At 67.2% G+C, this 14,519-nt stretch carries 12 protein-coding genes and 1 pseudogene; 3 read left to right on the top strand and 10 right to left on the bottom strand.

Going from position 1 to position 14,519, the window contains the following annotated elements; genetic code table 11:
- Window positions 1–61 precede the first annotated feature (61 nt).
- Window positions 62–2,425 (bottom strand): heavy metal translocating P-type ATPase, encoded by a 2,364-nt coding sequence (locus OHQ90_RS35440; protein ID WP_328405098.1) that lies wholly within the window; start codon window positions 2,423–2,425, stop codon window positions 62–64.
- Between the two features lie 12 nt (window positions 2,426–2,437).
- Window positions 2,438–3,226, bottom strand: coding sequence for a zf-HC2 domain-containing protein (locus tag OHQ90_RS35435; RefSeq protein WP_328405096.1), 789 nt, complete (start codon window positions 3,224–3,226; stop codon window positions 2,438–2,440).
- 21 nt (window positions 3,227–3,247) lie between these two features.
- Here OHQ90_RS35435 and OHQ90_RS35430 point away from each other — a divergent pair.
- Window positions 3,248–3,373, top strand: a pseudogene (locus OHQ90_RS35430) (sigma factor-like helix-turn-helix DNA-binding protein); the annotation flags it as partial.
- Window positions 3,374–3,453: 80 nt separating this feature from the next.
- Here the strand turns inward: OHQ90_RS35430 and OHQ90_RS35425 are convergent.
- From OHQ90_RS35425 to OHQ90_RS35415, 3 genes are all read right to left on the bottom strand, one after another.
- Entirely contained in the window at window positions 3,454–4,323 is an 870-nt protein-coding gene (locus OHQ90_RS35425) for an ABC transporter ATP-binding protein (RefSeq protein ID WP_328405094.1), read from the bottom strand.
- Complete coding sequence (locus OHQ90_RS35420) at window positions 4,320–5,279, bottom strand: FecCD family ABC transporter permease (RefSeq protein ID WP_328405092.1); 960 nt, start codon at window positions 5,277–5,279, stop codon at window positions 4,320–4,322. Before OHQ90_RS35420 ends, OHQ90_RS35425 begins: the two co-directional genes overlap by 4 nt.
- 171 nt (window positions 5,280–5,450) lie before the next feature.
- On the bottom strand, window positions 5,451–6,497 hold the full coding sequence (locus tag OHQ90_RS35415; protein WP_328405090.1) for an ABC transporter substrate-binding protein: 1,047 nt from the start codon (window positions 6,495–6,497) through the stop codon (window positions 5,451–5,453).
- Window positions 6,498–6,770: 273 nt separating this feature from the next.
- On the opposite strand from OHQ90_RS35415, the gene OHQ90_RS35410 reads away from it, so the two are divergent.
- The gene (locus OHQ90_RS35410) at window positions 6,771–7,751 is read left to right on the top strand and encodes an endonuclease/exonuclease/phosphatase family protein (RefSeq protein ID WP_328405088.1); all 981 of its coding nucleotides are present in this window, start codon (window positions 6,771–6,773) and stop codon (window positions 7,749–7,751) included.
- On the opposite strand, the gene OHQ90_RS35405 is transcribed toward OHQ90_RS35410, so the two are convergent.
- On the bottom strand, window positions 7,715–8,335 hold the full coding sequence (locus OHQ90_RS35405) for a TetR/AcrR family transcriptional regulator (protein WP_442941250.1): 621 nt from the start codon (window positions 8,333–8,335) through the stop codon (window positions 7,715–7,717). The two genes, OHQ90_RS35410 and OHQ90_RS35405, sit on opposite strands and share 37 nt — an antisense overlap.
- Window positions 8,336–8,511: 176 nt before the next feature.
- On the opposite strand from OHQ90_RS35405, the gene OHQ90_RS35400 reads away from it, so the two are divergent.
- On the top strand, window positions 8,512–8,850 hold the full coding sequence (locus tag OHQ90_RS35400) for an STAS domain-containing protein (protein ID WP_328405084.1): 339 nt from the start codon (window positions 8,512–8,514) through the stop codon (window positions 8,848–8,850).
- On the opposite strand, the gene OHQ90_RS35395 is transcribed toward OHQ90_RS35400, so the two are convergent.
- From OHQ90_RS35395 to OHQ90_RS35380, 4 genes are all read right to left on the bottom strand, one after another.
- Window positions 8,847–9,884: a DoxX family protein gene (locus OHQ90_RS35395; protein WP_328405082.1), complete on the bottom strand. Its 1,038-nt coding sequence runs from the start codon at window positions 9,882–9,884 to the stop codon at window positions 8,847–8,849. The two genes, OHQ90_RS35400 and OHQ90_RS35395, sit on opposite strands and share 4 nt — an antisense overlap.
- A 138-nt stretch (window positions 9,885–10,022) precedes the next feature.
- Window positions 10,023–10,874 carry an alpha/beta fold hydrolase gene (locus OHQ90_RS35390; protein ID WP_328405080.1) on the bottom strand — a complete coding sequence of 284 codons (852 nt, stop codon included), beginning with the start codon at window positions 10,872–10,874 and terminating at the stop codon, window positions 10,023–10,025.
- Between the two features lie 230 nt (window positions 10,875–11,104).
- On the bottom strand, window positions 11,105–12,856 hold the full coding sequence (locus OHQ90_RS35385) for an N-acyl-D-amino-acid deacylase family protein (protein WP_328405078.1): 1,752 nt from the start codon (window positions 12,854–12,856) through the stop codon (window positions 11,105–11,107).
- 6 nt (window positions 12,857–12,862) lie between these two features.
- Window positions 12,863–14,518 carry a class I adenylate-forming enzyme family protein gene (locus OHQ90_RS35380; protein ID WP_328405076.1) on the bottom strand — a complete coding sequence of 552 codons (1,656 nt, stop codon included), beginning with the start codon at window positions 14,516–14,518 and terminating at the stop codon, window positions 12,863–12,865.
- Between the last annotated feature and the right edge of the window lies 1 nt (window position 14,519).

Genomic DNA, 14,519 nt, shown 5'->3' with positions numbered 1-14,519 from the left:
TGCTCGCCGGCTTCCCGCGCTTCGGCGGCGGCAGGCTCATTCGGTGGCATGCGAGCTGCGCTCACAGCCGGAAGCGGGCTCGGCGCAGGCGGAGGCTGTTGGAGATGACGAAGAACGATGAGAATGCCATGGATGCGCCGGCGATCAGGGGGTTGAGGTAGCCGAGGGCGGCTATGGGGATGGCGATGACGTTGTAGCCGAAGGCCCAGACGAGGTTGCCCTTGATGGTGCGCAGCGTGGCGTGGGCCAGTTCGATGGCATCGGCGACGGCGCCGAGGTCGTCGCGGACCAGGATGACGTCGGCTGCGGCGATGGCAACGTCGGTGCCTGCGCCGATGGCCATGCCGAGGTCGGCGGTCGCGAGGGCGGCGCCGTCGTTGATGCCGTCGCCGACCATGACGACGCGGTGGCCTTGTTCCTGTAGGCCGGCGATCAGCTCGACCTTGTCTTCCGGAAGCAGTTCGGCGACAACCTCATCGATGCCGATCTCATCGGCGACCGATTGGGCCGCGTAGGCGTTGTCGCCGGTGAACATCATGGTGCGCAGTCCGAGTCGATGCAGCCGGGCGACCGCGTCGGCGGCCGTCTCCTTCACCGTGTCGGCCACCGCGATGACCGCGCGGGCGACGCCGTCGACAACGACGAGCACCACCGTGCGTCCAGCCCGTTCCTGCTGCCGCACGATGCGATTCAACGACGGGGGAACGTCGACGCCGTGTTCGTTCAGCAGGCGCAGCCGGCCGACCGATACCATCTCGCCTGCCACGAGGCCGCTGGCACCCAATCCCGGTAGCGCCGTGAAGGATTCGACGGCGGGCAGCTCACCGAGCAGTTCCCGTGCATACCGCGTGATGGCCGCCGCGACGGCATGCTCGGAGGCCGCTTCGACGGCACCGGCCAGCCGCAGCACGTCGGATTCGGTGATCATGGCGCTGTCGGACACTGCGCCATCGGCGGTTGCCGTGCTGTCCGGGGTTGTCGGGCTGTCCGTCGACGCCATGCCGGTCACAGTCGCTGCGCCGACCACGGATACTGCGACAACGCTCATCGCGCCGTTGGTGACTGTCCCGGTCTTGTCGAGCACCACGGTGTCCACATCCCGCGTGGCCTCCAGTGCCTGGTGACCCTTGATGAAGATGCCGAGCTGTGCGCCTCGCCCGGACGCCACCATCAATGCCGTCGGAATCGCCAGCCCCAACGCGCACGGGCACGCGACGACCAGCACCGCGAGTGCGGCTGCCGCTGCTTTCTCCGCGCCCGCACCGGTTAGCAGCCAAGTCACGAAGGTGCCCGCGGCAATCGCGAAAACGATGGGCACGAACACCGACGACACTCGGTCGGCCACCCGCTGCATGCGCGCCTTCCCGGTCTGGGCCTGCTCGACCAGCCGGATCATCCCCGACAGCTTCGTATCCGCGCCCACCGCAGCGGCTTCCACGATCAGCCGTCCCGTCAACGCGGTGGTGCCGCCGATGACTTCCATTCCGGGCGTTACGTCCACGGGGATGGATTCGCCGGTCATCGCGCTCGCATCGACGCTGGATCCGCCGGACACCACGAGGCCGTCGGTCGCAATGGTCTCGCCGGGGCGCACGACGAACCGTTGGCCCTCGACGAGTTCGCCGATCGGCACCCGCATTTCGTGATCGCCACGGGTCAGCACGGTTACCTCGCGAGCGCCGAGCGCGGCCAGCGCGCGCAACGCACTACCTGCCGCCCGCTTGGCTTTCGCCTCGAAATACCGACCGGCGAGGACGAACGCGGTGACGCCCGCGGCGACCTCGAGGTAGATGGAATCGCTGGACCAGATCGCATCCCACACCCCGTCCGGTGCGGGCTGCGATAGATCCGAATGCACGAACATGGTGTCCAACGACCACAGCGTCGCGGTGATCACCCCGACCGAGACCAGCGTGTCCATGCTCGCGGCAAGGCCTTTCGCGCCGTGGAAGGCGCGCCGGTGGAATGGCGCCGCCGACCACACCACCACCGGCAACGCCAGCACCGTCGGGATCACCTGCCAGCCCGAGATCCGGGTGGCCGGCACGGTCGCGAACATCACCGACAGGTCGGCAAGAGGGAAGAACAGCAGCAGCGCGACAACCAGGCGGCGGAACAGATCACCGACGGCAGCGTCCTCGGGAGCTGAAACGATCCGGCCCGTATGCGCGACAACAGGTTCCGCGCCATAGCCCGCCGATTCGACATCGGCGCACAGTTGTCCGGCCGTCACCTCGCCGGTGGCATCGATGGTCGCCACGCCGGTGGCGTAGTTCACCGAGGCGGTCACCCCGACCACCTTGTTGAGCTTGCGTTCCACCCGGGTCGCACAGGCCGCGCAGCTCATGCCGGAGACGGCGAGCGAAATGCGGGTGGTGGGTTCGACGCGGGTGGCGGATTCCGGAAAAGCGATGTCGGTACTCATGTTTCCGTTCGGTCAGGCAGCGGGATCTCGAGTCGATCTGAGGTGGCCGGTGCGACGGCCGAGCTGGGCGCCGGGCGGCAGGACCAGTTCGGTGGGCGGGCTGTTGGTGGTGCGCGAGGGCGGTGAGGTGTGCGGTCGTCGGGTGCGGTGCACGACAACGACCAACACGAGCGCGACGACGAGGACACCGTGGGAGAGGACACGGGACAGCGGCACGACCCCCGAGTTCAGATCGCCGATCACGAACGCGGTCAGCGTCGCGACCAGCACACCGAGCACCGGCAGCACACCCGAGGTCGCGTACGGCCGCAACGCGCAGTAGATGAAGCCGATGCCGATCGCGAGGCTCCACGCCGAGGTCTCGTTCAGCAGGTGCCGGGTCATGTCGCTGTCGTGCTGGTGGCTCATGCCGAAGTCGGCCCCCGCAGCCTGGCCGATCGCCAAGCCACACTGCACGACGCCGAGCATGCCGAGCAGCAGCCGGGTCCATACGGTGCGCGAGGAGGTCAGCGCGGTACGCCAGGATAGGAACCAGGCGCTCATCCGCGAACCGAGCGACGGCCGCGGCCGGTCCAGATCGGCGGCGGCGAAGATCGCGGCGGTGAGATCGGGTGCGTACCCGGTGCCGCGGCGCAGCAGCCGCGTGGTCTCCACCGCCGCGACGTACCAGGAGCAGCACGCGGTGCACTGTTCCAGATGCTCGTCCACCCGCGCCGCGGGAACGGTTTCACGTTCGCCATCGATCCGAGCCGACAGCGCCGTCCGGCACACTTTGCACTCCACGCCGAGATTGTCGTCCACGGGGAGACCGAAGTTCCCCGCGCCTACGCCGAGGCAGCGACGGTCTGCGGCTGCCCCGTCGGCACGGTCGGGGTGCGAGTGGCCCGCGCTCGTGACGACTGCACCGCCGCAACCCGTTTCACCGCCTATCACAGTGCCGACGGTTGAGCCCGTCTCGTCGAACGGAACACGGCCGCGGCACCCGTCGAGAAGCACGCGCAGTGATGTCCCGCTCGCCGAGGTCGATGTCATGGCTGGGGAGCAAGAGGGGTGGCGGCGTAGTTGATTCGGATGGTGTGGTCGTCGTGGCGGGTGGTAGTGGCGATGACGCCGAAGACGGTGCGTAGTAGGGCGGGGGTCATGACATCGAGGACCGGGCCCGCGGCGACGACGCAACCGTGGTTCAGGACGACGAGTTGGTCGCAGTAGCGGACGGCCAGGTCGAGTTCGTGCAGGACGGCGAGGGTGGTGATGCCGGTGGAGCGGATCAGGTCGAGCAGTTCGAAGCGGGCGCGGACGTCGAGGTGGTTGGTGAGTTCGTCGAGGACGAGCAGGCGTGGACGTTGCGCGAGTGCTCTGGCCAGCAGGACGCGTTGGCGCTCGCCGCCGGAGAGCGAGCCGACGGAACGGTCGGCGTAGGCGATCACACCGCTTTCGGCCATCGCTTTCGTCACGGCCGCCCGATCATCGGCGGTATCGCGGCTGAACAATGCGTGGTGCGGGTTGCGGCCCAGCTCGACCATTTCCGCGACGGTCAGCTCCGGTGATCCGGCGCCATTCTGCAGCACCGCCGCGGTCGTGCGCGCCGCGGTGCGGACGGACATTGCGGCGATGTCGGCCCCGTCGATCAGCACCGCGCCACGATCGGGTCGCAGCGAACGGTAGATCGTGCGCAGCAGGGTTGTTTTTCCGCTGCCGTTCGGCCCGACCACGCCGACGATCGAGCCCGGCGGGACGTGCATCGTCACCGCATCGAGTGCGGGAGAATTACCGAACGTGACGGTCACCCCGGTGACCGACAGTTCGGCGGTCGGTTCGATCGCGTCGCCGGGGGGCGTGCTGTTGTCGAAGGCGACAGTCGTTGCGGTAGTGGGTGATTCGGTGGCCTTCTCGGTCATGTCCGATCTCCGTCGCGGCGCAGCAGCCAGAGGAAGAACGGTGCGCCGAACGCGGCGGTGAAGATGCCGAGCGGAAGTTCATCGGGGGCACCGATTGTGCGTGAAAGCAAGTCCACCGCAACGAGATAGGCGCCGCCGAGCAATGCCGACAGCGGCAGCGCGCGGCGGTGGTCCACGCCGAAGCTCAGGCGCACCAGATGCGGAATCATCAAGCCGACGAACCCGATTCCGCCCGCGACCGCGATCAGCGTGCCGGTCAGCAGGGATGCCAGCGCCAGCAAGATGATCCGGGTCGTGCGCACGTCGACGCCGAGGGCGGTGGCCTGTTCGTCGCCGGTGCCGAGCACATTCAGCCGACGGCCGAAGGCCAGCACCACGGCGACGACGAGCAGCACCACCGCCGTGACCGGCCCGAGTCGCTCCCAGCTCGCCCCGGCGACACTGCCCATGGTCCAGAACATCACCGCGCGCAGTTCGTTGGGCGTTGCGCGCAACTGAAGGTAGTTCGTCGCCGCCAGCAAGAGATAGCCGACGGCGACACCGGCCAGGACCAAGCGGATCGGCACCACCGTGCCGCGGCGCTGCCCGAGCGCGAATACCACTGCGGCGGTGAGGATCGCGCCGAGGAACGCGGCGGTGGAGACGCCGACGCCGCCGAGCGCCGCCCCCGCGGAAGCCATCACCGTCACCGCGCCGAGCGAGGCGCCCGAGGACAGGCCGAGGACGTAGGGGTCGGCGAGTGGATTGTTCACCAGCGCTTGCAGAATCACCCCGGAGACGGCCAGGCCGCAACCGCATAGCGCGGCGAGGATGACACGCGGCAACCGGTAGTTCCACACGATCTGGTCGACGGTGAACCCGACACCGGGTGTCTTACCGCCGACATGGGCGAAGATCACCCGCCCGGTGTCGGCGAGGGAAACGGTGACCGATCCGACGCTGACCGACACCAGCATCACAGCGCACAGCACGCCCACCGATACGGCGATCGCGACGGGCAGCGCAGTCCCGGCAAAGGGCGCGCGAGTTCGGTTCGACCGGCTGCCCCGCGGGAGCCGGGACCTGAGGCGCCGCAGACCGGACCCCGGCGAGCGCGGCGACGACGCAGCGGCGATGGGCGGCATCGGTCAGAACTGTTCAGGGTGCACGAGCCGGGCGATCTTGTCCACCGCGATGTCGTTGCTGGGACCGAGATAGATCGAATCCGAGAGCGCCACATAGGTCTTGTTCTTGGTGGCATTCCACTGCGGGAACTGATCGAGGATCCGCCCGGCCGTCGCGTCGATATCGGGATTGCGATAGTTCACTACGATCACACCGTCGATCGGCGTCACGGCGAGCTGTTCCTTGCTGATCGTGACGAAGGTGGTGCCGTCCGTGCGGTTGAACGGGTTCACCGCACCGGCTTTGTCGATGATGTCGTTCCAGATTCCGCCCGCCGCGATGGCCGAGAAATCGCCCGCGTCACCCATTCCCATACCGGGAAAGACGAGCAGCACGTTCTTCTCGGTCGCCCCGGCGACGGCGGCGACCGTGTCGGCGATCTTGCGCCGCGATTCGTCAATGAGCTGTTCGGCGCGGCCCGGCACGTCGAACACCGCGCCGAGGTCGCGCAGCATCGCATAGCTGTCCTCGACGGTGGGTGTTCCCGTCACCGCGCCGGTCACGCCGCAGTTCGCTCGTGGCACATAGGTATTCGCACCCGCGGCGGCCAATTGCTCGCGGGTGGCGAAGCCCTGATCGGCGGCGAAACCGCCCCCGCCGGTGGAGAGCACGAAGTCTGCGTGCTGCGCGAGCATGGCCTCGCGCGGGATGTCCTGCATGCTGTTGTACGCGATGCCGCCGGTGGGGAGGGCAGCAATGGCCGCGGCACGGCCGGGGACATCGGAGGAGCCGTAGGACTGCGCATTGGCCAGGATCCGGTTGCCGACGCCCAGCGCGATCAGCGACGAGACCTCGCCGACGGAACCGCCGTTCATGACGACCACACGCTCGGGGGCCTCGGTGTAGGTGTAGGTCCTGCCGCAATTGTCGAGGGTGATCGGGTACCGCGTGACCCCCTCGGTCGATGCGACGGAGCCATCGCCGGCCGGAGCGGATTCGGGCACCGTGGTCGTGCAGCCCGTGAGGGCGAGGATGCCTGCGGCCAGTGCCAGCACGGTGGCGCGTTTCATGAGTCCTCCCGCGGAGTCCGCAGCGCTGTCTGCTGCTCGTCTACTGAGTCGGACGGCAGTGCCGCCTGGTTCCCGCTCGCACCCGAGATTCTCGGCGGCGATGATTCGCGTGCTCGCTCCACCGCTGGTGTGCCGACTCGGTCGGCCCACCGGCCGGTCGGGTTGCTGACCTGGTTTTTCGAGTAGTCGGTACTCAGGATTCCGGGCGGGACGCGGAGGACCATGGTTCGCGTCAACAGTTGGTCGGGGGCCTGTCGAGGATTAGTGTATGAGATGGTCACCCTGCGTATCGCGACGTTCAACCTGGAAAACTTCGATGAGGTGCCGCCGAACATCCGGCCGTCGCTGGCGGACCGGATAGCGGTGATGCGGCCACAGATCGAGCGGTTGCGGGCCGACGTGCTGTGTCTGCAAGAGGTGCACGGGCAGGAGCGGGCCGGGCAGCCACGTGCTTTGCTCGCCTTGGCGGAACTGCTCGCGGGGACGAAGCAGGCGGGGGCGAATGTCGTCTCGACCCTGGATCCCAACGGCCAGGTATTCGATCAACGAAACCTGGTTGTGGTCACCTCGTTACCGGTGATGGCGCGGGCGCAACTGCTCAACACGCTGGTCGCAGCGCCGATGTATCAGATACTGACCGCAAGTCCGCCCGCGCCGCAACCGCTGTCGATTCTGCTGGAGCGGCCGATCCTGCACGTGGAACTCGATCCGCAAGGCGTACCGCTGCATGTGATCGTGGTGCATCTGAAATCGAAGCTGCCCACCAATATTCCGGGCCAGAAGATCGATGATTTCACTTGGCGCAGCGCCGACGCGGTGGCCGAGGGCTCGTTCATCTCGTCGATGAAGCGGATGAGCCAGGCCGTGGAAGTGCGGCGGCTCGTCGATTCGATCCTCGACCAGGACCCGGCGGCGCGCATCGTGGTGGCGGGGGACTTCAATGCCACCGCCGACGAGGTGCCGCTGGTTGCCATTCGGGGCGATGTCGAGGAAACCGGCAACGGTGCGCTGGCCGGACGGGTGCTGGTGCCGGTCGAGAACACCATTCCCGAGCCGGCCCGGTACTCGCTGCTCCATCACGGCAGGGGGCAGATGCTCGACCACATCCTGGTCACCCGCAATCTGCTTGCCCACTACCGTGGTTCGGAGATTCACAACGAGGTGCTGCACGACGAATCCGGCGCTTTCGCCACCGATGTCAAGTACCCCGAGTCCGATCACGCTCCCGTGGTGGCGACGTTCGAATTCGGTTGAGCCGCGTCGCTGCGATACTGATCGATCAGGGCGGCCGCCATGCGCTGAGCACGACGGGCGGCGCCGCGATCACCCTCGGTCGCGGCGACAATGGAACCCTTCATCAGGATGTGCCAGGAACGAGCGAACTCCTCGGGATCCCGCAGGTCCGCTTCGATCGCACGGGCGCGTACCACGTCACGAATTCGATCGAGATGCACGATGCTCGCCCGACCGGTCGGATGGTTCGGGCCCATTTCCGCCAGCACATTGATGAAGGTGCATGCCTCGAAATCCGCAGCGGCAAACCATTCGTCGAACACGTCGAAAATAGCCAGCAAACGCTCTTCCGCTGTGTTGCCGCGCAAGTGCGACCGGTGCTCGACGAAGCCGAAGGTCCACAGTTGTTCGCGGCGCGCGAGCACCGCGATGACCAACTCGTCCTTTGTCCGAAAATGCCGGTACAATGTGGCTTTCGCGATCCCGGCCTTGGCGATGACTTCGTCGATGCCGACATCTCGAATACCGCGTCGAGTGAACAACGCGTAGGCAGTGGCCAGAATTCGCTCGCGAGCGCCGACAACTGGGTCGTTGCTGGCAGTCATGGCCATACTCTAACCCTGTACAGAGCTGTGCGACCCTGCTTCACTAGAGAGACAGGTCTGTCCCTGTGCGCCAGTGACGGGCCCCCAGGAGTCAGCCCATGTCCAGCCGTTCTGTGAATGTTGTTGAGTGCACCACTGTTTGTGCGTCCGGCGGAGCAGATGCGATCCAGTTCTGTGTGAGCCGTCCGCGCGGTGACGTGACACTGGTCGAAGTCGCCGGTGAGATCGACCTGTGCACCGCGCCGACGCTGCGGGAGAATCTGGTGCGTGCCTTCGGTTTTCAAGCGAACACCATGGTGGTCGACCTGTCACCGGTGACCTTCTTCGCCGCGGCCGGGGTCACCGCGCTGATCGAGGTACTGGCGGAGGCCGAAAAGTCCGCTCGCCGAGTACTTTTGATCACGGCGGGGCGCAGCGTCGGACGCGTCATCGAGATCACCGGCCTCTCCGCGAGCCTGCATTGTGTCGGCTCCCTGGACGCCGCACTCGCCGAAGGATACGAGGCGACGGCCTAGCGTCGACGGCGACGGCGACGGCTGCGGCGGAGATCAGCCGCGCCTTGCCTCGACACGATCACGGCCGCATCGGCGAGGTGCGCCCCGCGCTCACGGGCGGTCGCCGCGAGTTCGGGTCCACGTTCCTTCGCGATCTCGGCCCAATCCGAACCGTGCCGCCGAGCGGTCTCGGCGATCTCGGGCGCACGCTCTTTGGCGACTTCGGCCCAATCGGCGCCACGGCGCTTGGCGATGTCGGCCAGGATCGCGGCCCGGTGTTTGGCGATCTCGGCCCACTCCGCGCCGTACTCCTTGGCAATCTCGGCCCACTCCACGCTGTGTTCCTTGGCGATCTCGGCCCACTCCACGCTGTGTTCCTTGGCGATCTCGGCCATTTCGACGCCACGCTCTTTCGCCAGATCGGCCCACTCGGAACCGTGCTGCTGCGCGACGCCCGCGACCTCGGACCCCTTCACCGCGGCGATTCCGCTCAGTGTGCGTGTGCGCGCGCGCTCGGCGGCCTCGTACGCGTGCTGGCGCAGCGCCTCGCCATTTGCACCCTCGGACGCGCCGAAGGGCAGCGCCGCGGATACCGCGGCGGCGGCATTGTGCGCCGCTCGCTTGCCGCGCCATCCCAGTGACGGCTTGCCCGCCGTATCGGCGGCCGCGATCATCAGGCCACCGAGCAGGCCCATATCCTTCAGGAACGCGTTGCGTTTCGCGGCCTTCCGGTCCGGATCCTGTTCGGCCCAGAAGTCCTGTTCGGTGACCGTCGCGGGGATCACTGTCGCGGCAAGCACCAAGGAGGCGAGCCTCGGCATCTTGCCCAGCGCCAACAGCAGGCCGCCGGATACCTGAGCGATCGCGTTGACCCGCACCACCGTCGCGGTGTCCGATGGGAGCTTCGCGGCCAGATTGTCCGGCAGCCGCTCCTCGCCGCGCTGCCTGAGCGCGGTAGCGGCCTTGGCGCGTGGTTCCGGATGCATCAGGGTGTCGACTCCGTCGGCGACGAAGGAGGCCGCCAGCAGCGGTCGGGCGAGTCGGCGTAGCAACATGGCATCAAACCCTTTCTCGATGACTATCGACGGGTTCCCGCAACATATGTCGTCAAACAACACCAGCTGACCTGCCTCTTCGCGCATTCGGCACACCCATTGGGTGCCGCGCGGGCCGGCCGGCGTTTCGAGTGTAGGTCAGCTGTCGGGCGTACTTGTGGAGTTACGCAGTTGGGCCGCGAGGAACGTCGTGATGGCGGTTGTCACCGCGGCGGGGTCTTCGACCATGGGCAGATGGCCGCAGTCGGGAAGCGCTATGTCGGTGTGCGGGTGCAGGGTGTGGTTGAGGCGGGCGCCCGCGCGGGCCGACAGGATGCGGTTCTGCCTGCCCCAGATGGTGCAGATCGGGGGGAAGCCTGTGGGTGGGCTGAAGGCATCGAGGTCGGCGAAGGCGGGGAAGTCCTGGACCAGGCCGTGCAGTGCTTGCAGGCGACCGCGGTCGGACCAGTGCGCGCGCAGTCGGGGCGAGTGGTGCAATTTCTGGCGTCGGCCACGGGCGCCGAGTTGCTCGGTGACGATCCGGGAGACAATCATTTCGGGCAGCGCCACCCTGCGGGCCACCGGGCCGAGTGGGAGTCGGGCATCGGCCCATGCCATTGCGGCTTGGCGTCCGGCGCGGACGGTGTTCCAGGTCAGCGGGTTGATCAAGACCAGCGCGCGGACGACGGCGGGGTGGGCGATCGTGTAGCGCAGTGAGGTGGCCGCGCCGAGGCAATTGCCGATGAGAACGACGTCCGTGAGGTGGTGCGCATCGAGGAACGTGCCGAGCATGGCGACATAATCGTCGAGGCGGTAGCCGTCGGCGGGTTGTTCGGATTCGCCGTAGCCGGGCAGGTCGAGCGCGAAGACTTCGTGGTCGCCGCTCAGTGCCGTGACCTGATCGTCCCAGATGTGGCGTTGGGTGCCCGCGTTGTGGAGCAGGACGATCGGCGGACCGCTACCCACCCGGTCGAAGACCACGGCCCGGCCCTGGTGCACGAGTGTCTCCACGTTGCCTCCTTGCGAGTGGCCGGGCGATCATAGTGTGAACGCCGGTTATAGCTAAGGTAGCTCGAGTTCGACTCTGGTGCGTGCGAATTGGGCCCTACGCTGCACGAATCGGAAAACTATCGGCAGCGTGCACCCGCCGAGTGCCTCGTACTCGCTCAGCCGCCGGGCTTCGCAGCGGCCCAGCCACCGGGCGGAGGTGGCGTTGGTACGAAGCACTCGGCGGGTACCCCTCAGCTGCCCGTCACGCCTGCTCGCAGGAATCGGCCGGTCCTCCGGGTGCCGAGGACCGGTGCGGATTCGCCGTTGCCGAAGACGTATTCGCCACCGATCAGCACCGCGGTGACGGTGGCATCGTTCCGATTGACCATGCGTGAGAGATTGTCGAACTGGGCGATCGGAGCCTCGGCGTACGCGTCGGTGGTCTCGTCGAGGCGTTCGGGATCGATCACGACCAGGTCGGCCCGGTCGCCGGTGCGCAGGTGGCCCGCGTCGATGCCGTACCAGTCGGCGAGTTCGCCGGTGATGCGGTGCACGGCGCGTTCCAGCGACAGGATCGGACGGCCCGCGCGCTCGGCATCGTGTACTCGACGGAGGAACCGCAGCCCGAAGTTGTAGAACGCCATATTGCGCAGGTGCGCCCCGGCATCCGAGAAGCCCAGTTGCACACCGGGATCGGCGGCAAACCGGTCCAGAACCTCCGGCCGGTGGTTGGAAATGGTTGTCCGCCACCGAACCTTGTTGCCGTGCTCGACGACGAGGTCGAGGAAGGCGTCCACCGGGTGCAGCCCGCCCCGATCGACCCCCACCTCGCCGAAGGTCTTGCCGAGCACGGTCTGATCCGGACATTCGACGATCTCGGCATCGAAGAAGTCGCGATGCCAGACCCGCGGGCCGAACTTCTTGTCGTAGTCCTTTCGGAAGCGACGGCGGTAGCCTTCGTCGCGCAGCAGTTCCCTGCGCGCCTCGAGCTGGTCGGCCAGGTGCAGTGCGGCCGCGCCCGAACCGAACTCCTCGAAGACCGGCAGATCGATGCCGTCGGAGTACACCTCGAACGGCACCGGCAGATGCTGCCACCGGAAGTCGCCGCCCAACGCGTTGAGCACCCTGGCGATCCACGGAAAGATATGCGCCACTGCGGGAATGGCCTTGATGTCGGCCGCGGACAGCAGGCTGACCTTCAGTGGCTTGCGGAAGATCCCGATACTGCTGGCCGCCATCGCGACCAGGCTTTGCGGCCGCGCGACATCCGGACCGCCCTGCAATGCGCGGCCACGACGCCGCAGTATCGCGTTGAGCCTGCGGCGTTCCCGAGTGGTCGCATAGGTCGAGGGCAGGGTGCGCGATCGACAGACTTCGCCGTCGAGCTTGTCGAACAGCAGCTGCTGCGAGGACATGCCGATGAAGCCCGCGTCCAGCGCCTCATCGAGTTTCGCCACCATGGCGTCGAGTTCGGCGGCGGTGGGCCGAATGTCCTTGCTGGTGGATCGTTCCAGGCCCATCTGCGCGGCACGGATATCCGAATGCCCGATGAACGCGGCCAGGTTCGGGCCGAGCGGCAGCGCTTCCAGCGCGTCGATGAACTCGTGCGCCGTAGTCCAGGTCTTGGTTTCGGTGACAGCCTCGATCACATGTCGGCGCGGGATGGCCTCGACCCGGCCGAACAGGTCGCCGGCATCGGAAGCCTCGACATGCACCGTCGACAGTGAGCACGAGCCGAGCAGCACGGTGGTGACGCCGTGGCGGACCGACTCGGCCAGCGAGGGAGTTTGCAGTACCTCGACGTCGTAATGCGTATGGATGTCGATCATTCCGGGAAGCACCCACTTCCCGGCGGCGTCGATGATGTGCCGGCAGCCGGTCTCGTCGAGCGGTTCGATCGAGACCACGGCGATTCGACCGTCACGGATGCCGAGATGGCGGACCGCGGAGGGCGAAGCGGCGCCGTCGAACCAGCGGCCGCCCTTGATGATGGTGTCGTACATGTCTTCTCATACCTCGATACCGGTGCGCACAACCTTGCCGGTCGCATTGCGCGGCAGTGCTGTGGTGGTGATCCGCCAACGTGCGGGCACCTTGAAATAGGCGAGTCGCTCCTTGGCGAACTCGAGCAGCTCGTGTTCGGTTGTCGCCGTTTCGTTGTCGACGACGACCACCGCGGCGACCTGCTGGCCGAGATCGGCATCGGGCACGCCGACGACGGCGCACTCACGCACCGCGGGGTGTTCCTCGAGACACTGCTCGATCTCGGTGGGATAGACGTTCTCGCCACCGCGCAGGATGAGATCGGAACGCCTGCCGGACAGGCGAAGCCGGCCCTGCTCCTGCACGCCGATATCGCCGGTACGCAGCCAGCGGTCGGGAGTGATGGCGGCGGCTGTCGCGGCCTCGTCCTCCCAGTAGCCGAGCATTACGTAGGGGCTGCGCACGCAGATCTCACCCTCGGTGCCTTCGGGGACGGCATTGCCCGCGGCGTCCCGGATTTCGATGGTGACACCGACGACGGGGCGGCCGACGGTATCCGGGAACGCGGCCAGCTCGGCGGGGGCCGCCAGGGTGGCGGCGGTACTGCATTCGGTGAGGCCGTAGCTGGTCACGAGTGCGGTCTTCGCCACCGGAAGTTGTTCGCGTAGATGGTGTTGCAGTGCGGCCGAGGACGGCGCCGAGTTGAGCGAGAACGACGTCAGCGAGGACAGGTCGTAGCGGGACAGATCGGTTTCGAGCATCCGGCTTGCCATCGTCGGCATCGCGCCCCAGTTGGTGATGTGTTCGCGTTCGACCAACTGCAGTACGCGATCGGCGTCGAACGAACCCTGGTATATGACGGTGGTATCGCCGGTCGCCATCCGCGGTATCACCAGGTTGTGCAGGCTGGCGATGTGGAACAGCGGCGAGGTGAGCAGGAACCGTCTGCCTTTCGGGCTGCCGTCGTCGGCGCGGCCTTGGAAGGCGGCGGCCAATGCGTCGTTGAAACGGTGATAGTCGATGACCGCCAACAGGTTTCGCTGGGTGTGCACCGCGCCTTTCGGGCGTCCGCTCGTGCCGCTGGTGTAGAGGATGACCGCAGGATCGTCCTCGGCCACCGGCGTGCGCGGCAGCTCGCCGTCGTCGAATGCGGCGATCAGGGCGGGGAGGTCTTGCTCCATGGTCAGCACCGGGACCTGGATGTCCAGGTCCGTCAGCTGTGCGGCCCGCTTCACGTCGACGATCAACACCGCGGGCCGGGTGTGGTCGATGCCGTACGCGATTTCGCGGGGTGCCCACCAGGCGTTGTACCCGACGGCGATGGCGCCGAGGGTCTGTGCCGCCCAGAACGCGACGACCCATTCCGGCGTGTTCGCCGCCAGGATGCCGATCCGGTCGCCCTTTCCGACGCCATACCGGTCGCGCAGGGCGCGGGCCAGCGCGCCGACTGCGTGCGCGTGCTCGGTGTAGGACATCCTGCGGTCCTCGGTGACCAGGTAGTCGCGGTCGGCCAACCCGATGGATGCCGCGAGCACTTCGCCGAGCGAGCGGCCGCGATGCCGCATCACCGGCATCGGTGCGCCGAGCACCTCCTCGACCACCATTTCGAACTGTCCGCCGGGCCCGGTCAGCCGAGCGATTGCCGCGGCCGCCATGGCCTGCGGGTCCAAAGGCTGTGTCATG

Source organism: Nocardia sp. NBC_00403 (assembly GCF_036046055.1).
In the GTDB taxonomy this organism is placed as follows: Bacteria; Actinomycetota; Actinomycetes; order Mycobacteriales; family Mycobacteriaceae; genus Nocardia.
This window is presented reverse-complemented; position numbering and strand designations above follow the sequence as displayed.